Source organism: Bacillus sp. AM1(2019), assembly GCF_009906915.1.
In the GTDB taxonomy this organism is placed as follows: Bacteria; Bacillota; Bacilli; order Bacillales; family Bacillaceae; genus Bacillus; species Bacillus velezensis.
On sequence record NZ_CP047644.1, the window covers coordinates 4,111,369 to 4,132,714 of the forward strand.

The following is a 21,346-nucleotide window of genomic DNA, read 5'->3' on the forward strand; positions in this document are numbered from 1 at the left end:
ATCATACAAGAAAGGGGGAGGACATATGAAGGACAGAACGATCGGTTCGATGCGGGTTTCCGCAATGGGGTTAGGGTGTATGGGCATGTCGGAATACTACGGCAGCCAGAGTGAGGAAGAGTCGATTTCCACCCTGCATCATGCCGTTCATCTCGGCGTGAATTTGTTTGATACGGCTGATCAATATGGATTGGGTGCAAATGAAGAGCTTGTCGGCAGAGCACTCGCCCCATTCAGAAAGGAGCTTTACCTCGCGACGAAATTCGGTTATGTCCGAAGCGAAAAGGGTGAGTTTATCGAAATTAACGGACGGCCCGATTATGTAAAAAAAGCGTGTGACGCCAGTCTGAAACGCCTTGGGACGGATTATATCGACCTTTACTATCTGCACCGGGTTGATCCGCGGGTGCCGATTGAAGAAACCGTCGGCGCCATGAAGGAGCTGATAGACGAAGGAAAGGTGAGATATATCGGATTGTCAGAGGCTTCCGCAGAAACGATCAGACGCGCCGTCCGTATTCACCCGATTGCCGCGCTTCAATCAGAATATTCTTTATGGAGCAGGGAAGCAGAGGAGCATGTGCTGCCCGCCTGCCGTGAGCTTGGCATTTCATTTGTGCCTTACAGTCCGCTCGGCAGAGGTTTTCTTTCCGGAAAGATGATGTCGACCGATCAGCTGGATGCCGATGATTACAGAAGAAGAACGCCGAGATTCCAGGGAGACAATTTGGCGGTGAATATAGGGCTCGTCCAAAAACTTACCGCCATTGCCCGGGAAATGAATATCACTGCTCCTCAGCTTGCGCTCGCATGGGTTCTCGCAAATGGCGATGATCTCATTCCGATTCCGGGTACAAAAAAGAAACACTACTTGGAAGAGAACCTCGCCGCTCTCGACATTGTGCTTCCCGAGGATGTGAAGGCGCGGTTGGATGAGATGTTTCCGATCGGCACGGCGGCCGGCGAGCGTTATCCGGAACACATGATGACATTGTTAGATGAATAACAAAAGAGGCCCATCGTGCGGGCCTCTTTTCATGACAGCTTTTTGCTCATGATGACATCCGTCTCCAGAAATCCCGTCTTCTCATACAGCTTCCGCGCCGTTTCGTTATGAGCGAACACATGGAGAGAAATCTTGCGGACACCCAGGTCTTTGGCTTTGTCCTCCAGCCTTGCGAGTGCCTCTTTTGCATAGCCTTTGCCGCGGAAAGGCGGATGAAGGCCGAAATCATAAATAAATGCGTCCTGCTGCGGGTGGTCCGGATCGGCGTGAAGCCACAGCCAGCCGGCATTTTCCTTTCCGTCCAATGTCAGCGTCCATAAATAGTGATCGGCCGTCTCCAAGCCGTCAGGAAGCAGGTCTTCAAACGCCAGCTCCGCTAATTCCGGCGCTTCGTCAGGCAGCCACGTTCCCGCTTTTACCTTTTCTTCACCGTAATGCTTGGTTGAATGAGCGAGATAGGACTGAAATTCTTGTCCTGTCATCGGCCGCAGCGTGATAGCCATTGAATCACTCCTTACAAAACACGGACTGAAAGCGGGATCATGAAGTATTATCCGAAGGCTCCGTTTTCCGCCGGTTTTATGATTTGTTCGGCTTGTGCCGTTGAACCAGTTTGCGCAAATAATCCAATCGAAATGAGACTTGCCAAGGCTGCTGAGAGTACAATGAATTTACATGTTTTCATTACGAATCCCCTCCGTTAATCTCAAAATTTGGTCATTGGCATCAATTGATTCTTGAAAATACTTCGCCGCCAGTTTGTAATTCTCCTGTTTTTTAAAATGCGCCGCGGCCTGATACGACAAGTCGGAAACGTCACTCCACAGCTCTTTCCTTCTTAACTCGGCGAAAGCTGATTCAAGCGCTTCTTCATTGCGGTCAATAAAGACATGCTGTAAGATGCGCAGCTTTTCGGTGTATACGGGCTCGTTTTTCTCTTCAGCGGCATTCAGCGCTTTATGCAGCCAAAACCGGCCCTCATCCGCCTGTTCCTGTTTCAATAACACTCTGGCCAGCATGTACAGACTCCGCACCGAATACGCTGATTGCAAATGCTCCTTTTGATCGAGAGCCGTTTCAAACTCGACCCGCGCCTCCTCAAGCTTTTCCTGTCTTTCATAGCAAATGCCTGCGTTAAAGTGGGCAAGCGCCTCAATATGCGGATCGCCCGCTTTGGCGGCTTGATGAACCGCCGTCTGCAGGAGCTCTTCGGCTTTCTGATAGTGAAACAAGTCCATTCTGTTACAGCCGATCACCATTAAACACTGTGCTTCTCTGACCGCGTACATTTCATTGGCTTTGTAGATCTCTAATGCTTTTTCCGCATGGTTCATCGCAAAGTAGTTTTGGCGGATTTCATAGTAGGCAATCGCCACTTGATAATTAAACTCGGCTCTTTCAATCTCATTCGGTATGTGCCGAAGCCTGCTTTCAGCAATCCGGTAAAAATTAATGGCGTTCATAAACCGTTTACGGTAAAACTCGTGCATTCCGGAAAAGAAATAATAATAGTATTGAATCATCTGGTCTGTTTTTTCTTTATCGGCGTTCAGCTGGATCGTTTTTAAAATGCCGTCTGTTTTCTCATACTCTTCCATCAAAAGCTTATAGCGGGAATCAATTAAATTAAAATAAAGGAGCACCGTTTGATTTTGTGTCATATTTTGCAGATCCGTAAGCAGTTGTTCTCTTAACGCCTCAGCCGATTCAGTGTTGTGCTTTTTGATTTCCTCATACCAGTCACTGATTTTTTTCGCAACTGTTTCGTGGGCCATCACTTCAGCCATCTGTCAGGACACCTCCCTTTCCCATTTTGTGTAATAAATATATCATATTTACAGGTTCAAAAAGAGGGTGGCAGCCCGCTAGTTTCCTCGTGGCAACAAAAAAACCTCCGCAGGTGCGGAGGCGCATATTTTATAATAGTTTTTTTCCTAACAAAGATTCCACCAGCTCGACCGCTGTTTTGCCGGTTTTGTTTTTGTGATCGAGGATCGGGTTGACTTCGACAAATTCAGCTGAAGTGATGATGTCGGCATCGTACAGCATCTCCATTGCCAAATGGCTTTCACGGTAGCTGATGCCGCCGACGACAGGTGTGCCTACGCCGGGTGCGTCGCTCGGATCAAGGCCGTCGAGGTCAAGGCTGAGGTGAACGCCGTCACAGTCTGACAAGTAGTCAATGGTTTCTTCAATGACCTTTGTCATGCCGAGGCGGTCAATCTCATGCATCGTATAGACCTTCATGCCTGTTTCCTTAATGTATTCACGCTCGCCTTCATCAAGCGATCTCGCGCCGATGATGACGACGTTCTCCGGCTTGATTTTCGGGGCATACCCGCCCAGATTCACCAGCGTGTCGTGCCCGACGCCGAGGCTGACGGCCAGCGGCATTCCGTGAATATTGCCTGACGGCGATGTTTCCAGCGTGTTTAAGTCGCCGTGCGCGTCGTACCAGATGACGCCGAGCTGTTTATAGTGCTTTGCCGTTCCTGTCAGCGTTCCGATCGCGATGCTGTGATCGCCGCCCAAGACGAGAGGGAACCGCTCATTCTCAATGACGCTGTCCACCTTTTGGGCGAGCTGCTCGTTCCCCGAGAGCACAGAGTTCAGATTTTTCAGCTCTTCATCATTTTTGAGTTTTTCACGATTGACGGGGATGTCGCCTAAGTCTTCCACCGCATACCCCATGTCAGATAACCGTTCAATGAGATGCGCGTAGCGGATGGCACTCGGGCCCATGTCTACTCCGCGTCGTGCTTGTCCTAAATCCATCGGCATTCCAATAACTGAGATATTCTTGTTCATCCGTTTTTCCACCTCAACATGTTGTATGTTGTCCTGTGCGGGTTTCTCAAAGATGACTTGGACACGAAAAGATTTAAAGCTCTATCTGTTTTTCTGACTGCTTATGCTTTTTTACATACAGATGATAGACGATAACGCACACCGCCATGAACGGGATGCCGCAATAAAGGGCGAGCCGCTGTTCTGAATCAAATGCGAGGCTGATCAGAACAACCGTGTTTAACGTCAGCCCGATAATAGGCAGCACCGGGTACAGCGGTGTTTTAAACTTCAGGTCTTCCACTTTGCCGCCTTCGCGGATGTATTTCCGTCTGAACATCAGCTGTGACAGGGAAATCGTAATCCAGCCGACCTGCGCGCTTAGTCCGGCTAATGATAAGAGAAACATATAAACGGTTTCCGGCGCTGCCACTTTAGACAGCAGTGACAGGCATGCGACGGCCAGCGTCACGATCAGAGCGTTCATCGGCACGCCGCGTTTATTTATTTTGCCGAGCGATTTAAAGGCTTGTCCTTCGTTCGCCATAGCATATAAGATACGCGTCGATGCAAACAGGCCTGAGTTGGCCACTGAGAGCAGCGCAATTAAGATAACAAAGTTCATAATATCGGCGGCATATGGAATACCGATTTGTTCAAACACCACGACAAACGGGCTTTCGACCACTCCCGCCTGCCTCCACGGAATCATCCCGGCAATGACGATGATGGAGAGAACGAAAAAGACAAGCGTTCTCCATACCGTCTGCCGGATAGAGCGCGGAATCGTTTTCTCGGGATTTTCACTTTCTCCCGCGGCAACCCCGATCAGCTCCGTTCCCTGGAACGCGAAGTTTACGGTAATCATCGTAATAAGCATAGCCTTAATGCCGTTCGGAAACAATCCATCCTCATAAAAATGAGAGAAGAAAGGAGCCTGCTCGCCGTGTTTCATGTCAATCAGGCCGAACATGGCGGCGCCGCCCAAAATAATAAACAGCAGAATGACTACAATTTTAATACCGGAAAACCAAAATTCCGACTCAGCGAACGCTTTTGTGGTAATGGCGTTCAAAAGAAACATCAGTCCGACAAACACGAGGCACCACACCCATACGGGAACATGCGGAAACCAGCGGAGCATCAATTGTCCCGCAGATAAAAACTCAATGGCGCATGTCACCGCCCAGCCGAGCCAGTACAGCCAGCCGAATGCGAAACCGAAAGCGGGGCTGATGAATTTGGTTGCGTACGTCTGAAACGACCCTGATACGGGAAGGGCAACCGCAAGCTCGCCTAAGCAGAGCATGGTCAAAAACATAATAAAGCCGCCGACCAGATAAGACAGAACCGCGCCCAGCGGTCCCGCCTGGTTAATTGTAAATCCGGTACTCAGGAAAAACCCGGTGCCGATCACTCCGCCTAATGAAATCATAAACAAATGGCGTGATTTCATTGTGCGCTGAAGCTGATTCTCTTTTTGATTTGTATTCACTATTCTGCACCCCTTCAGCAACTTGTATTGGAACCAAGCCGGTGCTTTGAAACCGATTTGCTGTCCAAAGAGCCTCTATTTGTATATGAATGTTATATTAAATTCATTTTCGTACATAAAGATACATTATACTAAAATACTGTCGCCGCGCAAATAGAGTGTGCTGAATTTTTTATTTGTAAATTCCATACAAGCCGAGGGAAAGCATTGCCGCATCAAGGTTTTACGCGTTTTGAAGCACGTTTGTGATCTTTTGGATCGCCCAGTCCAAGTCTTCCTTGGAAATCATTAACGGCGGTGCAAAACGGATCACGGTATCATGTGTTTCTTTGCATAAAAGCCCTTCGCCTTTCAGCTTTTCACAATAAGGGCGGGCCGCTTCTGTCAGTTCAATGCCGATAAACAGGCCGCGTCCGCGCACGTCTTTTATGATCGGGTTATCAATTTTCTCAAGCTCTTCTTTAAAATAACGGCCAAGCTGAAGGGAACGCTCTGCCAGCCCTTCTTCCTCAAGGACTTCAAGAGATGCGAGCGATACCGCGCAAGCGAGCGGGTTTCCGCCGAATGTCGAGCCGTGGGAACCCGGGTTAAACACGCCGAGAATGTCACGGTTCGCCGCGATGCACGAAATCGGGAAGACGCCCCCGCCGAGCGCTTTGCCTAAGATGAACATATCCGGTACGATATTTTCCCAGTCAACCGCGAATGTTTTCCCTGTGCGGCCGAGTCCCGTCTGAATTTCATCAGCGATCAGAAGTACATTTTCTTCCTTACAAATGGCTGCCGCTTCTTGTAAAAATCCTTCCGGCGGAATGACGATGCCCGCTTCTCCCTGAATCGGTTCGAATAAGAAAGCGGCTGTGTTCGGTGTGATCGCCCGGCGCAGCGCTTCTGCGTCTCCGTATGGAATTAATTTTATACCCGGAAGCATAGGTCCGAAACCGCGTTTATACTCATCTTCTGAAGAAAGGGATACCGCAAGCATCGTTCTGCCGTGGAAGTTGCCGATACACGCAATGATTTCCGCCTGATTATCCGCTACTCCTTTGACCTCATATGCCCAGCGTCTCGCCGCTTTGACAGCGGATTCAACGGCTTCCGCCCCCGTATTCATCGGCAGAATCATATCTTTTCCGGTCAGCTTGGCTGTTTTCTCATAAAACGGACCGAGCTGATCATTATGGAACGCGCGTGACGTCAGAGTGATTTTATCCGCCTGATCCTTCAGCGCCTGAATGATCTTCGGATGTCTGTGCCCCTGGTTCACCGCAGAATAAGCACTCAGCATATCCATATATTGATTACCTTCAGGGTCTTTTACCCAAACACCCTGCGCTTCGGAAATAACAATCGGCAGAGGATGATAGTTGTTCGCGCCGTAATGTGAAGTTTGGCTGATAATTTCTTGAGATTTTGTGAAAGCTGACATAATCTGATTCCCCCTTGTTTTGTAATCATTCAACATTAGATCTTGCTTTCCCTTTTTATAAAGCAAGTTCCGTGCCAATCCGAAAAAACGGGATGTTTCGCCAACATTCTTTCTTTTCCCGCAAAATTTTCCGGCAGTTTGTGTGCAAACTTCAGCCAAGCGCAAAAATTTTTTGCGTTTCCCGCTGACAAAATAGGAGCAATCCAATTAGATTGCTCCTACTCAACAGTTATTTATTCAATTGTCTCTGATATACAATGTAAGAATATAGTAAAGATAATATGATACAGCCGATCGCAGACATGAAAATGACTGACACTCTATACACCGGCGGCAAAAAAGCTGCAAGCATCATGAGCATGCCCGCTAAGACAAAAAGTTTCGAACTAACCCTGTGTGTATCCTTCCAAACTCTTTCACTGCTCAGCGTCCAAGGTGTTCTTATCCCTAAAAAGAAATTAGGCTTAACGATCTGAATGAAGTTTCCAAACACCATGAAAATGACTCCCACTATAAAGTTTCCTAAATAAGATATAGGGAGATCATATCCCAGACCGGTCAAGATGGTAATCAGATTAATGACAAACAGAACCGCAAACATTGTATTAAATATAGCCATATATGGCCGGATAAATGTTTTGTAGTTATTTTTAGGATCAATCTTAGGGATGATAACCATTAAAATATATAGAATAATCATGATGCCAATAAGCATCATCATCGCATTAGCTTTCGTTTGGTAATCATTTGCACTTCCGTTTAATCCCCAGTGTGTCGCCAAATTGTCCGGTAAAGATGAATATGTGCAAACCCATGTGAAAACAGTTAAAACTATGATTCCTGCTGAAAAGAGATATTTTTTCATGATTCCCCGCCTTTCTTATTATCATGTTCTGAATCAGTCAGAGAAAAGAACCAGCCTATAAGATCCTGTAATACAGTGGTATTTAATGAATACATAATAAATTGGCCTTTCCTCTCATCGTGAACCAAATCAGTATTTTTCAATATGGTAAGGTGATGAGAAATACTGGGTTTTGACATGTCGAAGTGTTCCGCAATTTCACCAGCCGTCATGTCTTGTTTCTTTAATAAATCCAAAATTCTTCTCCTTGTAGGATCGGCCAGTGCTTTAAAAGCTTTATTCAAAAACTTTCCCCCTCTCATACATACATAATTTAGATATTTAAGTATATATCTAAATATCAACCATTTTCCTAAAAAAGTCAATGGTTTTATTACCTCAATTTCCATTTATTTTTAAACATCGTCCAAGCGCAAAATTTTTTTGCGTTTCCCATTCGATTTATTTTAAAATAATGAATGTTAAGACGATTGAGAGGGGGAATTGACCTGCACACAACCAGCGAATTTTACACACTCGTGTTACAAAGCATTCTGGAAGAGATTGATGTCGGGCTGCATGTGGTGGACGAAAAGGGCAGCACCGTCATTTACAATAAGAAAATGATGCAGATTGAAGATATGGATGAACGGGACGTCCTGCATAAAAACCTGACTGATGTATTTATGTTTTCCAATCAGCAGGACAGCACGCTCGTTCAGGCCCTTCAAGAAGGCAAAACGATTAAAAACGTGAAGCAAAGCTATTTCAATAACAAAGGCCAGGAAATCACGACGATCAACCACACCTTCCCGATTGTGCAAAACGGCGAGATCAAGGGCGCCGTGGAAATCGCCAAGGACGTCACCAAGCTCGAACGGCTGATCAGGGAGAACATGCACAGGAAAGAACAGAACAGCTACACGTTTGACAGTATTCTCGGCAACAGCCCGGTCATTCGGGAAGTCATTGAAAACGCGAAACGGGCAACCCGCACATCATCATCGGTGCTTTTGGCCGGCGAGACGGGAACGGGCAAGGAACTGTTCGCCCAAAGCATTCACAACGGCAGCCAGCGCTCAGGCGCCCCGTTCATCTCACAAAACTGCGCCGCCCTGCCGGATAGCCTGGTCGAAAGTATTTTATTCGGCACGAAAAAAGGCGCCTTTACCGGAGCCATCGACCAGCCCGGCTTATTTGAGCAGGCGCAGGGAGGCACCCTGCTCCTCGATGAGATCAACTCGCTCAATCTCAGCCTGCAGGCAAAACTGCTCCGCGCCCTTCAGGAAAAGAAAATCAGGCGCATCGGATCAGCGCAGGACAAACCGATTGACGTCCGCATCATCGCCACGATGAATGAAGACCCGATCACCGCCATTTCGGAAGAGCGGCTGCGCAAAGATTTATACTACCGTTTAAGCGTTGTCACGTTGATCATTCCCCCGCTCCGGGAGCGCAAGGAGGATATTCTGCCTCTGGCCGAAGTCTTTATCCAGAAAAACAATCACCTGTTCCAAATGCATGTCGATTCGATCAGTGACGATGTGCAGCGATTCTTCCTGGAATATGACTGGCCGGGCAACATCCGCGAGCTTGAACATATGATTGAAGGCGCCATGAACTTTATGACGGATGAAACGACGATTACGGCGGCCCACCTGCCTTACCAATACCGGATGAAAATCAAACCGGCTGACACGGAAACCAAAGCCGCCGCAAGCACCCAGCCCGGCACCGATTTAAAAGACAAAATGGAAAACTTCGAAAAATACATGATCGAAAAAACCCTGAGAAAACACGGCAATAACATATCCAAAACGGCAAACGAGCTCGGAATCAGCAGACAGAGCCTGCAATACCGCCTGAAAAAATTCGGTCTGGACCGGATGAAATGAATCCATACAAAAAAAGGCTGAGATGCTCCTCAGCCTTTCGTTTATATCTGATTGGCAAGCCGCTCTCCAGTAAACCAAAAGTTCTCACTCACTGCCAATGTATGTTCTGTATTCTCGACTTGATGCCACCAATGGCGCGGCGCGTAAATGATTTCTCCCGCCTTTTGTCTGAAACGGATCGGAGACGCCTTTTGCACCAGCGGTTTTTGCTCAATGTCTTTTTCATCAAAGACATTGATATTTCCTTCGTACAAATACGGAGAGTCGTCCGGATGATAGAAGATCCATTCCTTCTCCCCGAAAATGACGCCGTTCCACGCGTGCGTGTTGTTAAAATCCTGATGCAGCGGTGTGCCTGTCTGCTTAGAACCGAGAAAGAACCATTTCCAGTCCCGTCCCGTTTCTTCATCCGCTCTCAATGTGTCTTTTGTAAAATACTCGGGTGCGGAATAGACAAGGTCTAAGTCATTTTGGTTCAGCTGCGTAAAATTCCAGTCACAGTACCATTTGTCATCATTCTGATCAATGTACTCGATATAGTTGGAAAGCTTTACTTGTTTAAACGTTTTGACCCCTTCGATATCTGATTTCCGGATGGTGACCATTCTGTCCCCATAGTGTTCGGCAATGTATTCAAGCGTCCACGGCCTGCATTCCCAGTGATCCATTGCCCCCGTCAAAATAAAAGGTTTCTTATCAGCATACTCGCTTACAAAAAGATCGTACGATAACTCATTGATTGTCAGTCTGTCAATGGTCATATCCATTCCCCTTTTATTCGGCAATCTGCCGTTTTTTTTGTTTGGCGTAACTGTATGGACCTGAAAAGATGGTGACGTTCTGATTCTCAAGCCAGAAAATCTTGTTGAACTTCTCCAGCAGGTTTCTGTCGTGAGAAACGCAGATGATGGTGCCTTGAAACTGCATCAGGCTGTTTTCGAGAATTTCCTGAGATTCAATATCCAAGTGGTTGGTCGGCTCATCCAGGATCAGGACATTCAGCTTTTTTTCCATTAAGATGGACAGCTTCAGCCTGATTCTCTCACCGCCTGACAGGACGGAAAGTTTTTTAAAGACAGACGACCCGTAAAATCCGTACTTGGCCAGCATATTCCGGGCCATGCCCTCTTCAGTCAGAAGATTTTCTTTAAAAAATTGCAGAATCGTCTGACTCGAATCTCCGACGTGGCTCTTTTGATCAATGTAGCCTATTTTAAGATTTTCTCCCACTTTAATGGTGCCGTCCGACAGTTCTCTTTCCCCAATGATACAGCGGATCAGCGTTGTTTTGCCGACGCCGTTTCTGCCGACGATGCCGATTCTGTCTTTATGCTTTATGCGCAGGTTCACATTTTGATATAAAAGGGAAGATCCGTTGGTCACCTTTCCGTTTTCAATGAACACAATATCTTTTGAACCGGTGCCCGCTTCCTGAAATGCGTTTTTTAATTTTTGCTCCGTCCGGACCGGCTTATTGATCAGCTCGATCCTTTTCAGCGCCTTTTCCATATTATTCGCGCGTCTGTGCAGGCCGACAGACGGCGGATTTGAGCGGTTGGCCCAATCTCTCAGCTGGGCGATGGATTCCTTCATCTTCTGTATTTTTCTCTGCTGTTCTTCATATTTCTCAAACTGGGCGATGATGAATTCTTCCCGCTTTTTCAAGTATTCGCTGAAGCCGTAAGGCCAAATCTTCACCTCGGTATCGTCAATCTCGAGCACCTTCATCGCCGTTTGGTCGGCAAACGTTTTATCGTGGGTCGTAAACAGAATGGTTTTGTTCGATTTTTTAATAAACCCTTCAAGCCACTCAATCGCATGGACATCCAAATGGTTGGTCGGCTCGTCCAGCAGTATAACGTCGTCGTTGCGGATTAAAATTTCGGCAAGGCCGGCTTTTGTTTTTTCGCCGCCGCTCAGCTTTGAAAACGGCTGATCCTTTAATTCGCTGAGGCTGAGCCCGTTGCATACCTCGTCAATCATCGCATGCATCTGGTAGCCGTTGTTCCGCTCAAATGTTTCCGTGTATTGACTGTACTTTTCCAATAAAGCAGTCAGCTCGTCATCACTCATCGGTTCCGAAAGCTGCAGCTCAATGGCCTTCATTTCCTTCTGGATCGCCGCTAGAGCTTCAAACGATTTTTCCAGATATTGATACAACGTCAGATCCTCATGGGGATCAGCGATCTGCTTCAGCAAACCGACCTTCGCCCCTTTGTTGATCGCTATTGTTCCTTCATCTGCCTCAAGCTCCCCGGAAAGCACCCTGAACAGCGTGCTTTTGCCGGAACCGTTCGGCCCGGCCACAAGCACTTTTTCACCTTCATTGATGAAAAAAGAAACTTGTTTGAAAATCGTATCTCCCGCTAAATTTACCGTAAGATTATGAATATTCAGCAACTCACATCATCCCTTTGTCATTCTGGTTCAAAGCTCGACTTTATTCTGGATGGCGACGCTCGCTTTCAGTTTGTAAAAGCTGAGCATCATAAACAGCGACAATAAGATGGATAATACCCCGATTGCGGTCAGCAGCAAAGCTGAATCAAAATAGTCCGTTAAGAATCCGATAAACGGAAAGGCAATGAACATGAAGAGCGAGGTCATCAAACTGATAATGGACAGCAGCGTGGCTCTCGTTCTGGACGGAATCTCATTATTCACCACCTGACTGGATACGGGTTCTATCACATCATAGAGCGCGTTAATGACGACAAAAGCTGCAATCGTCACGTACAGACTGCCCGAAGGTATAAACAGGTAGGCCGCCCCGATGATGCAGAATGTCAGCAGAAGCACGCGCCTCGGCGTGAATTTTTCCGCCGGCTTGGAAGAAAAGATGGAGCACAGCGCCTGCAAGATGGACAGTCCCGCAAAAATAATGGATATATTGCGCACGGACAGCCCTTCCTGACTTAACAGATCTTGTCCGTACATATAAAAAACCGATGTAATCGCAAAGAAAACGGAGAGTGACAGCACCAGATATTTAAAGGCTTTGTTCAGCCTGAAGAAATCTTTGACTTCTTTTAAGATGTCACCGACCGTCTGCGTTTCGTGTTCACTGTTTTCAAATTTGATTTCCGTCAGCTGTGTAATGACCGCCATTGCAATCAGCTGAGTCACAATCCCGGCGATAAACACATACGACCATGATATTTCCTGCAAGTAGCCGCCGATGCCCATGGCGATCGCAAGACCGAGTATGACAAGTCCGTTATAATTTCCGATGGATTTGCCGTACCACTTTTCTTTCCCTTGTTCTTTCAGTGAATCAAACAAAAAGGCATGATCCGTTCCTGATATAAACGTCAGCCCGATACCGTATATAATATGGGCGATGAAGAGGGCGATGAAGTTATGGAAGCTCAGGAACATCACCAAATAGATAATGACCATAAAATGGCCGAGCAAGAGCGATTTTTTTCTCCCGATTCTGTCCGAGATGACGCCGCTCGGCACTTCCGCCAGAAACATCGCCAAATTCAGGACCGATTGCAGGATGCCCACAAGAAATAATGAATAATTCATGCTTGTTAAATATAAAATCCAAATTCCCCGTTCGAAAAAGAAGTTTCCGAAAAAACCGGAGAAGTAAAGCAAATTTCGATTCCGCAAATGAATACCCCTTTCCAGCTATCTGCATTTAACATCATGAACAGAAAGGAGCCCGTCAGTCTTTACACTAAAACCCTCTATACATGGATCTTGCAGATACAGACTTTTCCCAAAACAAATTGGGCAATAATGAGTTGTATTCTCGAATAACCCAAAAAGTTCCTTCTTTTTTTCAGATCCTATGGCATCAATGATCGTTTTTTTCTTCTCTGGATCGCTGATGTCGCGGATGAAATATTTGATATAGCTCAGCTCATGCATATAAGCCGGCAGGAACAAATGGAGCTCAATATCAAACCCGCTTTTATCCATATGGTAATAATCATTGAAATGACTGACGCGGGAGACGGACACGTCCGCTCCGGCCCGCCGAAACAGACCAGCCAGCCTTTCAATGATCTCTCCGTTGGGATAATAATCGGCATAAACGATTCGGATCGGTTCTTCTTTTGTCAAAAGGGGCGGATCTTTCTGCGGTGTCCTCCCGCTTTCCCATATACCGATCAGTGAATCAGTCGGTGTGATGATATGCCCCAAATCCCCGGCCAGCTTTTGTTTATCAAAATAATGCTGAATGAAAGTTCTCAGCATGTCGTCCTTTACCTTGAAGGTAAATAACATCGGCAAATGATTTTCTTTAAAATCAGCATACTGCCGATACCTCATGTTTGAATGATGAAATTGGGTGTGGCAGGTCACGTCTGTTTGATTCGCTTCGTACAGCCCGATACTTTTTTCCAGATCATCATTCAAAATAAATTGGATGGTCTGAACCGTGCGGTGATCCGCGGGCGTCATTTTATATTGCGGATTCCGCTCAAATTCCAGCCCCTTCTCAAACGTGCGCTTGAATCGGTACGGGCCGTTTTCCGGCACATCGCCCCCGGCGGTCCCCGGAATCAGAAAGCTGCTCTGCAAAACGGCTTCTATTTCATCAGACGGCTCGTCCAAGGTGACTTCAAAGCGTTTTTCGCCTGTTACGTTCACCCCGAGCTGATCGGATGAGACGAGGCCTTTTACATACGGAACGGCCTGTTTTATGTTCAGGAAACTGCCGAGATGGGGGCTTTGATTTTCTTTCGTCAGATGATAGATGATCGTTTGAACCACACCCTCGGCGTCACCTAAATAGTCCGGGTGAATGTCCACCTGACAGGTGCGGGGATCTTTGCGGATGATCCGGCAGTTATAGCCGTCCTGCAGGCTTTCATACATAATGCTGCACATCATCTTGCTTGTGTAATCCTGCGTATCTAATGGGTTCAAGCGTATCGGGCTTGTGTCGATTTCTATTTTCAGAGGGTCGCCCGGTTTTCTCGCCGTACGATGCATCGTCTTCATAAAGCGCTTTCCTTTTGAGAAAGCTTCGTTTCTGTAATATGAAGGCCGTCAAAGTCCAGGCCGATGCGGGTATTCAGGGATCTCGGGCTTCCGCCTGCAAGGTATGTGATAATGTCATGAGACATAAACGAGGATATAATACCGTTTGTCGCTCCTAAGGAACCTTTGATCGGTTCATCGGGGTAACAGTTCAGAAGTCCGGCCGGCATGTTTTTTTCATAGGCGACGCCGGATTGATAGGATTCAGGCGTGAGCAGAGGCCCCCATTGGCCGCTGAAGCTGCCGACACCCCCGGTCATAAACGCGATATTCCGCTCCTTACAATACCGGTAAACCCATTCAGAAATGTTATGGGGTTTGTCAGCGGCATTTATGACGATATCAATTTCGTACGGATCTAACACACGCAGGTCCTGCGGCTGTGTCATTTCCTGATGGTAAAGTGCTGCGTCCGCATGGGGATTGATACCCGCAATATAATCTCTGCATTCTGAGATCTTTAATTTGCCTACAGAAGATTGATTATAGACGAATTGTCTGTTCAGGTTATGTACTGATACGGCATCGAAATCAATGAGAATAAAATGCTGCATGCCCGCCGCCAAAAGGTTTTGAAGAATGATCGTTCCGACGCCTCCCAGACCCACGATCGCTGCCCTGCTGCCGTCTAATCTGTTTTGGATCAGATTGGGGTTTTGGTTGAATTTCTCAAAATGGTACAGCTGCTTTTCAGTGATGCGGCCTTCACGGCCGTTTTGCCATGGCTCTATTAAAGCATCCAATTTCATTAACGCATCGAAAAACTGGTTTCCCGCTTCTTCTCCCAGAAGATCAGAAAGCTCTTGTTTTTCACAGCCGATGGTCAGCCGTTCAACCGCCTCTTTGATCTCACTCGTATGCGCAAGCTTAATCGCCTTTCGATATTGAATGATAATATGCGCCGTGTAGGTCAGCACCTGCACGCTGTCTTTAAACTTCCAGCGCTTACAGTCCGTTGACATCATGACATACCCCCTGAAAGATAATAACTCCCCAATGAGGGGAGTCACGGCTTTACTAGCAGCGATGCACCAAGCTTGCTGTTTCTGTATCAAGATCAAGTTCTTCAATCTTCATCAGTACACACCCCCTTTACCAATAACTAGATATTATCACCAATATTGGAAAAGGACAAGTTATTTTTTGAAAATTTAGAATTTATATATAAATTGTGATTTTTCTTCCTGCTTCCCGGTTTATCCCGGCAGCCGGATGATGAACACGGAGCCTTTTCCCTGCTCACTTTTCACTTCAATTGTTCCGTTATGGCTGTCGATAATGGTTTTTGTAATGGCAAGACCCAGCCCCGCGCCGCCGGATTGACGGGATCGGGAGGTTTCCGCCCTGTAAAAACGGTCAAACAAATGAGGCACATGCTCCGGAGCGATTCCCGTTCCGTTATCTGCAATCATAAGCATGATTCCTCCGTCTTTCTGCAGGGAGACGGTGATGACACCCGTGTCTTCATCCGTATGCTGCACCGCATTGTAAAATAGATTGAGAATGACCTGCTTCATTTTGTCTTTGTCAAAAACGGCTTCTATCTTTTGATCGACAAAGAACTCGAGCTTCCGGTTTCTCGCGAGCAGCTTCAGTTGAGCCTCCATTTCCAAAATGACGTCTCCCAATGCGCCTTTTTTCATTTCAAAGCTCGGCACCTGGTCAATCTTCGCGAGAAACAGAAGATCCTCTATCAGCTTATTCGCCCTGGCGGATTCCGCGTACATGCTTTGAAGCGCTTTTTCTTTCTGCTCCGGCTTCTCCGCCGCTCCGCGCATTAAAATTTCGATAAAGCCGTGAATGGAGGTAAGCGGCGTTCTCAGCTCATGTGATGCATCTGATACAAACTGCCGGATTCGTTCTTTCGCTTCTTTTTCCGCCTGAAAAGAGGTTTCAATCCGTTCCAGCATCTGATTGATGGAAATGCCCAATGACTCAATTTCGGCCTGCTTCCTATCGATCGGCAGCCGTTTATCGAGACTGCCGGCATTAATGTCACCCATCATACGCACAATGCGGGACAGCGGCTTGAGTGTGAGCCGGATCACCGGCAAGAAAACAAACAGTCCGATGACCAAAGCCGCAAAGGAAAGCACCGCGAAAATGCTGATCTGGCGGAAAAGCGAATCATTCAGAGGCTGGGTCAGCGTGCTCATCTGCACAACTCCCGCCTGCCTGCCGTCAACGGAAATCGCCTGAAACACGACGATGATTTCCTCACCCGCCTTATTGTGAGCCACCTGATAGTGAAGCGCCATTGTATCTGTCAGCGCATCCTGATACACTTTTTTCGGGAAAGAAGGAGCGGCCCCCGCGTGCGGGTCTTCTGATAAAACAGACATCTTGTATGATTGATTGATAAAAGCAACCGTCACCCCTGGGTAAATCAAATTCGGATGAGCCGATGTTTCGGAACGGGCAAGGGTTTTGATTGACCTCCATACGCTTTGATCCATTGAATTGATATAACTCTGAATGCTGATCGCCTGATTTTCATACATCGTCCGTGTCATAAACATGTACTGAGTGCCGCCGATGAAACATAACAGCAAGGCCAAAATCGCCAGTGACCTGAACAGGAGCTGGAATCGCAGGGTTCTGTACAGCCGTTTCATGCCAGATCCACCCTGTACCCGGCGCCCCGAACCGTGCGAATCACCTTGTGTTCTTTGTCCTTCAGCTTTTCGCGCAAAGAACGGATGTACACCTCGACGATATTGTCTTCCCCGTAAAAATCATAGCCCCATACCTGATCGAGAATCCTCGTTTTGCTGAGAACCGTTCCGTGGTGGAGCACTAAACATTTCAATAGTTCATATTCGGTGGCGGACAGCTTCAAAGGCTGTTCATTGTAAAAAATCTCTCTGCTCCGGTCATCGATTCGGAAGGGGCCGAGCACCACCTCATCGAAAAGATGCGGAAACTGGTTGCGGATTCTTGCGTAAATTCTGGCAAGCAGCTCCTCAAAGCTGAACGGTTTGATCATGTAATCATCAGCGCCTTCAATCAGCGCCTTTTCGCGAAACTCTACTTCATCCTTCGCGGTCAGCATGATGATGGCGGTATTGCTTGTTTTCTTAAGCATCCTTGACAGCTCAAGCCCATCCATTCCCGGCATCATCACGTCCAAAACGGCAATATGAGGCTGAAATGTTTTCACAAGATTCATCGCCGACATCCCGTCTGCCGCGGATATCACTTCAAACCCTTCATTGACAAGCCCCATCGTTAAAAAATCAATGATGGCGGGCTCGTCGTCTACAATCAGCACCTTGATGCCTTTCAACTTATCCATGATGCAGTCTCTCCTTAGATGTATCAGCCTGTGTTTATTTTTTTCGCTTCCCCTTCTATTATTCGCTTTTATCTGAAACAAAACTGAATCTAAGCTGAAAATCCGCTGAATTCAGGAAGTTTTCAGCTTAGATTCATGTTGTTTTCAGTTTGGGTCTTTACAATAAGCCTTAGTTGGGAAGCCAACAATGAAATGTTTAAGGAGGAATATATGATGGGAATTACAAAAGTTTTATCAGGAGCTGCACTGGGGACCATACTTTCAATCAGTTCTTTAACTTCAGCGCATGCGGCTGTCATTCATAAGGATGACGCAGCGCAGACGAAAGTGGAAACGAAACAGCAGGCTTCCGTTTCTATCTCTAAAGCGAAAGAGACCGCATTGAAAAACTGCAGCTGCAAAGGCGCCGTTCAATCAGCGCAAATGAAAAAAGTCAACGGCGCTTACGTATATGTTGTCAACGTCCTTGACGTAAAAGGAAAGCAGCACACCGTCAATGTCAACAGCTCCAGCGGAAAAGTCGTGAAACACCAAATTGAAAAGAAACAGCAATTCATCTCAAAATCCGGCGCTGAAAAAATCGCCGTGAAGAATTGCAAAGGAACAGTGAAGTCTTCTGAGCTGAAGACCGAACATAACGCTATGGTTTACGTGGTTCAGGTGTCAGGACAAGACGGGAAGCTTCACACATTCCATATCAATTGTAAAAACAGCAAAATCGTCAAACATGATATAAAGAATAACCAGCAACACATGACCCGTGCAAAAGCGGAATCGTTCGCACTCAGCCATTGCAAAGGCGCTGTGAAATCCGCTCAAATGAAAAAAGAAAACGGCGTATCAGTCTATGTTGTCAGCATATTCGGCCAGGACGGCAAGCTTCATACGCTCCACATGGACGGCAAAAGCGGAAAAGTCCTGAAAGAAGAAGTGCAGAAAAAACAAGTGATGATCGCTTCTAAAAAAGCGCATTCCATCGCGCTCAGCCATTGCAAAGGCGCTGTTAAATCGTCTGAAATGAAGAAAGAAAACGGCGTCTACAAGTACATCGTGAAAATCACTGCCCAAAACCATACGGAACAAACGGTGAAAGTAAACGCTCAAAACGGAGCCATCTGTAAATAACAAAAAATAAGCTGCCGGCAGTTTCATCTGCCGCTTCAATTCAGCAGCACCAGTCTGTTTCAATCACAAAGTTCTAAGTTCATGTCTACCTTTTTCTAAATATACCCATTTTTAACTGAACGTGTTGTGACCCACGTTCAGTTCTTTTTTATGGCTTCTGAAAAAAGGCATAAAAAAAGCGCCCTGAAAAAGGACGTTTGATATGACATGTTTCATGTTCTTAAATTCTGCATTCTAAAATAATTCTTCCTTCACATTCACCTTCAATTTCATTCAATACGATGATCACATCAGCCGTTTTCATGTGTTTCACCTCCCCGTTTTCATAATAGTATAATATTAACAAATAAATCAATAAAAAACAGCCCGGATGTCCGGGCTGTTTTTTTATTTCTGTAATCGATCCGCTTCTGTCAGTTTGACTTCCGCTGTTTTTTTCTTTCCCGAACGGTAGAACGTGATGTTCACACGGTCGCCGATCTTTTTGCGATACAGGCGCTCACGGAGATCCACAACGTCATTGACCTTATGTCCGTCGAACCCGGTAATCACGTCGAGCTTTTTCAAACCCGCTTTTCCGGCCGGTGAAAACGCGTCGACACCCATAATGACCGCCCCGGTTTTAATGCCTTTCGGAAGTTTCAGCGTCTGGCTCCAATGGTAGCTCGCAATATCCGTTAAGGATTTCATCTCAATACCGAGGAAAGGCCGTCTGACTTCTCCGTATTTTTCTAAATCCTGAATAACGGGAATGACAAGCTTTGACGGGATGGACAGGCCGATGCCTTCAACGGCGGATTCAGCGATCTTCATTGAGTTGATGCCGACCACCTTGCCCGATATATCCATCAAAGCGCCTCCGCTATTGCCGGGATTAATCGCGGCGTCGGTCTGCAGCACTTCCGCATTCCAATCCGGCTGTCCGTCGCCGTTTGAGTCAACGGGCACTGCCCTTTCCGTGCCTGAAATGATCCCCTGTGTCACTGATCCCGCAAATTCAAGCCCGAGCGGATTTCCGATCGCAATGACCGGTTCTCCGACTTTGACTTGATCAGAATTGCCGAACTGGGCGGCCGATTTGATTTTATCAGACTTCACCTTCAGCACGGCGAGATCCATCAGACGGTCGCTCCCGATCAGCTCAGCAGGCACGCGTGAGCCATCCTTCAGGCTGATCTCAATTTCAGTCGCACCTGCAATGACATGGTGATTGGTTACGATATAAGAAGTGTTTCCGTTCTTTTTGTAAATGACGCCCGACCCGCTTCCCGCTTCGCCGCCCTCTCCCCAAATATCGGTCTTTTGGATATTGAGAACACCGACTACTGAATCTGATACACGGCTGACCATATTCGTGACAGCGTCATTGACATTTACGTTGACTGTTTTCACCTGTTCGCTGCCGAGACGCTGGCTGGTGCTTTTGCTGCTTTCTCCATGGTCTCCGCCTGTCCAGTACGGCAGCAGGAAAGCCATGAGCGCGGCCCCGACGATGACGCCGATCAGACTTGATAGAAAGTACCCTCTCTTGCTGCGGCGGGGCTGTTCGGAGGCGTACTGTTCATCATCGCGATTATAATCCACCCTATCTCAAATCCTTTCAAGAGTACTCGATTTGCTTATAGTGTGGGTCAGATCGCGGATTAATAATCATGATTCATTTGGAAAAATTACACGGCGCACAGCGGCGTCGGGATTTTCGGATCGGTATCAAATAACTGAAACGTTTCCCCGGCGACAAATCCTTTCGCAGCCAATGTCTGCTGCACGGACATTCTCGCCAGTTCCTTCATATTGTTGTCCTGGCTCAGATGCGCCAAATAGATGCGCGATGTGCCGTCGCCGATGACATCAGTCATGGCGAGCGCCGCGTCTTCATTCGAGACGTGGCCGACATCGCTTAAAATCCGCCGCTTAATGCTCCATGGGTATCTGCCCATTTGCAGCATGCCGACATCATGGTTGCTTTCAAACACAAACACATTGGCCGAACGGATAATGCCTTTCATTCTGTCGCTCACATACCCGGTGTCCGTCATCAGCGCGAGCTTTCTGCCTTGGTAGTGGAAAACATAAAACATCGGCTCGGCCGCGTCATGAGAGACGCCGAATGACTCAACATCAAGCCCGCCGAAGGATTTCACGCTTTCCATCGGGAACAAAAACTTTTGTCCGGTATCCAGCTTGCCGATCTGATTCTCCATCGCTTTCCACGTCTTTTCATTGGCGTAGACGGGAAGTCCGTACTTTCTCGCAATGACGCCGAGCCCTTTAATATGGTCGCTGTGCTCGTGAGTGACAAAGATGCCGTCGACGTCGTCTATCTTGCGGCCGATTCTCTCCATCAGCCCGTCCATCGCTTTACCGCTCAGGCCGGCATCCACCAGAAAAGAGTGCTCCTCTGTCTCCAGATAAAACGCGTTTCCGGTACTCCCGCTCGCAAGCACGCTAAATTGCAAGCCCATTGTGTCT

General features: G+C 47.1%; 20 protein-coding genes. 3 read left to right on the plus strand and 17 right to left on the minus strand.

Annotated features, from left to right (window positions below; all coding sequences use genetic code 11):
* Window positions 1-25: 25 nt before the first annotated feature.
* Window positions 26-1,006 (plus strand): aldo/keto reductase, encoded by a 981-nt coding sequence (locus tag GNE05_RS20425; protein WP_053573864.1) that lies wholly within the window; start codon window positions 26-28, stop codon window positions 1,004-1,006.
* A gap of 29 nt (window positions 1,007-1,035) precedes the next feature.
* Here GNE05_RS20425 and GNE05_RS20430 read toward each other — a convergent pair whose 3' ends face one another.
* The 8 genes from GNE05_RS20430 to GNE05_RS20460 form a co-directional block, all read right to left on the minus strand.
* A complete protein-coding gene (locus GNE05_RS20430; protein ID WP_012118883.1) occupies window positions 1,036-1,509 on the minus strand; it encodes a GNAT family N-acetyltransferase in 474 nt (157 codons plus the stop codon).
* A 47-nt stretch (window positions 1,510-1,556) separates the two neighbouring features.
* Window positions 1,557-1,691 (minus strand): hypothetical protein, encoded by a 135-nt coding sequence (locus GNE05_RS21440; protein WP_007407881.1) that lies wholly within the window; start codon window positions 1,689-1,691, stop codon window positions 1,557-1,559.
* A complete protein-coding gene (locus GNE05_RS20435) occupies window positions 1,678-2,793 on the minus strand; it encodes a response regulator aspartate phosphatase (protein WP_053104163.1) in 1,116 nt (371 codons plus the stop codon). The genes GNE05_RS21440 and GNE05_RS20435 overlap by 14 nt, the downstream gene beginning before the upstream one ends.
* Window positions 2,794-2,923: 130 nt before the next feature.
* Window positions 2,924-3,814, minus strand: coding sequence for an arginase (gene rocF, locus GNE05_RS20440; RefSeq protein ID WP_007407883.1), 891 nt, complete (start codon window positions 3,812-3,814; stop codon window positions 2,924-2,926).
* Between the two features lie 73 nt (window positions 3,815-3,887).
* Window positions 3,888-5,288 carry an amino acid permease gene (locus tag GNE05_RS20445; RefSeq protein WP_160183164.1) on the minus strand — a complete coding sequence of 467 codons (1,401 nt, stop codon included), beginning with the start codon at window positions 5,286-5,288 and terminating at the stop codon, window positions 3,888-3,890.
* 223 nt (window positions 5,289-5,511) lie between these two features.
* The gene (locus GNE05_RS20450) at window positions 5,512-6,717 is read right to left on the minus strand and encodes an ornithine--oxo-acid transaminase (RefSeq protein WP_160183165.1); all 1,206 of its coding nucleotides are present in this window, start codon (window positions 6,715-6,717) and stop codon (window positions 5,512-5,514) included.
* A gap of 229 nt (window positions 6,718-6,946) precedes the next feature.
* A complete protein-coding gene (locus tag GNE05_RS20455) occupies window positions 6,947-7,582 on the minus strand; it encodes an SdpI family protein (protein ID WP_063093748.1) in 636 nt (211 codons plus the stop codon).
* Window positions 7,579-7,866, minus strand: a complete 288-nt coding sequence (locus GNE05_RS20460; protein WP_015240946.1) for an autorepressor SdpR family transcription factor — start codon at window positions 7,864-7,866, stop codon at window positions 7,579-7,581. Before GNE05_RS20460 ends, GNE05_RS20455 begins: the two co-directional genes overlap by 4 nt.
* A gap of 174 nt (window positions 7,867-8,040) precedes the next feature.
* On the opposite strand from GNE05_RS20460, the gene GNE05_RS20465 reads away from it, so the two are divergent.
* Window positions 8,041-9,456, plus strand: coding sequence for a sigma-54 interaction domain-containing protein (locus GNE05_RS20465; protein WP_050556574.1), 1,416 nt, complete (start codon window positions 8,041-8,043; stop codon window positions 9,454-9,456).
* A 41-nt stretch (window positions 9,457-9,497) separates the two neighbouring features.
* Here GNE05_RS20465 and GNE05_RS20470 read toward each other — a convergent pair whose 3' ends face one another.
* From GNE05_RS20470 to GNE05_RS20500, 7 genes are all read right to left on the minus strand, one after another.
* Entirely contained in the window at window positions 9,498-10,217 is a 720-nt protein-coding gene (locus GNE05_RS20470) for a cupin-like domain-containing protein (protein ID WP_160183166.1), read from the minus strand.
* A 13-nt stretch (window positions 10,218-10,230) separates the two neighbouring features.
* A complete protein-coding gene (locus tag GNE05_RS20475; RefSeq protein WP_160183167.1) occupies window positions 10,231-11,856 on the minus strand; it encodes an ABC-F family ATP-binding cassette domain-containing protein in 1,626 nt (541 codons plus the stop codon).
* A 27-nt stretch (window positions 11,857-11,883) separates the two neighbouring features.
* Complete coding sequence (locus GNE05_RS20480; RefSeq protein ID WP_012118887.1) at window positions 11,884-13,074, minus strand: MFS transporter; 1,191 nt, start codon at window positions 13,072-13,074, stop codon at window positions 11,884-11,886.
* A gap of 18 nt (window positions 13,075-13,092) precedes the next feature.
* A complete protein-coding gene (locus tag GNE05_RS20485; RefSeq protein ID WP_160183168.1) occupies window positions 13,093-14,415 on the minus strand; it encodes a periplasmic substrate-binding domain-containing protein in 1,323 nt (440 codons plus the stop codon).
* The gene (locus tag GNE05_RS20490; RefSeq protein WP_160183169.1) at window positions 14,412-15,419 is read right to left on the minus strand and encodes a ThiF family adenylyltransferase; all 1,008 of its coding nucleotides are present in this window, start codon (window positions 15,417-15,419) and stop codon (window positions 14,412-14,414) included. The genes GNE05_RS20485 and GNE05_RS20490 overlap by 4 nt, the downstream gene beginning before the upstream one ends.
* A 231-nt stretch (window positions 15,420-15,650) precedes the next feature.
* On the minus strand, window positions 15,651-17,069 hold the full coding sequence (locus GNE05_RS20495) for a sensor histidine kinase (protein ID WP_115941202.1): 1,419 nt from the start codon (window positions 17,067-17,069) through the stop codon (window positions 15,651-15,653).
* On the minus strand, window positions 17,066-17,749 hold the full coding sequence (locus tag GNE05_RS20500) for a response regulator transcription factor (protein ID WP_160183170.1): 684 nt from the start codon (window positions 17,747-17,749) through the stop codon (window positions 17,066-17,068). The genes GNE05_RS20495 and GNE05_RS20500 overlap by 4 nt, the downstream gene beginning before the upstream one ends.
* Window positions 17,750-17,962: 213 nt before the next feature.
* Here GNE05_RS20500 and GNE05_RS20505 point away from each other — a divergent pair, with 213 nt between their 5' ends.
* Window positions 17,963-18,874 carry a PepSY domain-containing protein gene (locus tag GNE05_RS20505; protein ID WP_021494633.1) on the plus strand — a complete coding sequence of 304 codons (912 nt, stop codon included), beginning with the start codon at window positions 17,963-17,965 and terminating at the stop codon, window positions 18,872-18,874.
* Window positions 18,875-19,261: 387 nt separating this feature from the next.
* Here the strand turns inward: GNE05_RS20505 and GNE05_RS20510 are convergent, their stop codons facing one another.
* Both GNE05_RS20510 and GNE05_RS20515 read right to left on the minus strand, forming a co-directional pair.
* Window positions 19,262-20,458, minus strand: coding sequence for a S1C family serine protease (locus GNE05_RS20510; RefSeq protein WP_022554034.1), 1,197 nt, complete (start codon window positions 20,456-20,458; stop codon window positions 19,262-19,264).
* 86 nt (window positions 20,459-20,544) lie between these two features.
* A complete protein-coding gene (locus GNE05_RS20515) occupies window positions 20,545-21,339 on the minus strand; it encodes an MBL fold metallo-hydrolase (RefSeq protein WP_004393110.1) in 795 nt (264 codons plus the stop codon).
* Between the last annotated feature and the right edge of the window lie 7 nt (window positions 21,340-21,346).

Excerpts from the sequence above, each read along its gene's own strand:
- GNE05_RS20425 (WP_053573864.1), top strand. The coding sequence starts at position 26 with ATGAAGGACAGAACGATCGGTTCGATGCGGGTTTCCGCAATGGGGTTA.
- GNE05_RS20430 (WP_012118883.1), bottom strand. The coding sequence starts at position 1,509 with ATGGCTATCACGCTGCGGCCGATGACAGGACAAGAATTTCAGTCCTAT.
- GNE05_RS21440 (WP_007407881.1), bottom strand. The coding sequence starts at position 1,691 with ATGAAAACATGTAAATTCATTGTACTCTCAGCAGCCTTGGCAAGTCTC.
- GNE05_RS20435 (WP_053104163.1), bottom strand. The coding sequence starts at position 2,793 with ATGGCTGAAGTGATGGCCCACGAAACAGTTGCGAAAAAAATCAGTGAC.
- rocF (WP_007407883.1), bottom strand. The coding sequence starts at position 3,814 with ATGAACAAGAATATCTCAGTTATTGGAATGCCGATGGATTTAGGACAA.
- GNE05_RS20450 (WP_160183165.1), bottom strand. The coding sequence starts at position 6,717 with ATGTCAGCTTTCACAAAATCTCAAGAAATTATCAGCCAAACTTCACAT.
- GNE05_RS20455 (WP_063093748.1), bottom strand. The coding sequence starts at position 7,582 with ATGAAAAAATATCTCTTTTCAGCAGGAATCATAGTTTTAACTGTTTTC.
- GNE05_RS20465 (WP_050556574.1), top strand. The coding sequence starts at position 8,041 with ATGTTAAGACGATTGAGAGGGGGAATTGACCTGCACACAACCAGCGAA.
- GNE05_RS20470 (WP_160183166.1), bottom strand. The coding sequence starts at position 10,217 with ATGACCATTGACAGACTGACAATCAATGAGTTATCGTACGATCTTTTT.
- GNE05_RS20485 (WP_160183168.1), bottom strand. The coding sequence starts at position 14,415 with ATGAAGACGATGCATCGTACGGCGAGAAAACCGGGCGACCCTCTGAAA.
- GNE05_RS20490 (WP_160183169.1), bottom strand. The coding sequence starts at position 15,419 with ATGATGTCAACGGACTGTAAGCGCTGGAAGTTTAAAGACAGCGTGCAG.
- GNE05_RS20495 (WP_115941202.1), bottom strand. The coding sequence starts at position 17,069 with ATGAAACGGCTGTACAGAACCCTGCGATTCCAGCTCCTGTTCAGGTCA.
- GNE05_RS20500 (WP_160183170.1), bottom strand. The coding sequence starts at position 17,749 with ATGGATAAGTTGAAAGGCATCAAGGTGCTGATTGTAGACGACGAGCCC.
- GNE05_RS20505 (WP_021494633.1), top strand. The coding sequence starts at position 17,963 with ATGGGAATTACAAAAGTTTTATCAGGAGCTGCACTGGGGACCATACTT.
- GNE05_RS20515 (WP_004393110.1), bottom strand. The coding sequence starts at position 21,339 with ATGGGCTTGCAATTTAGCGTGCTTGCGAGCGGGAGTACCGGAAACGCG.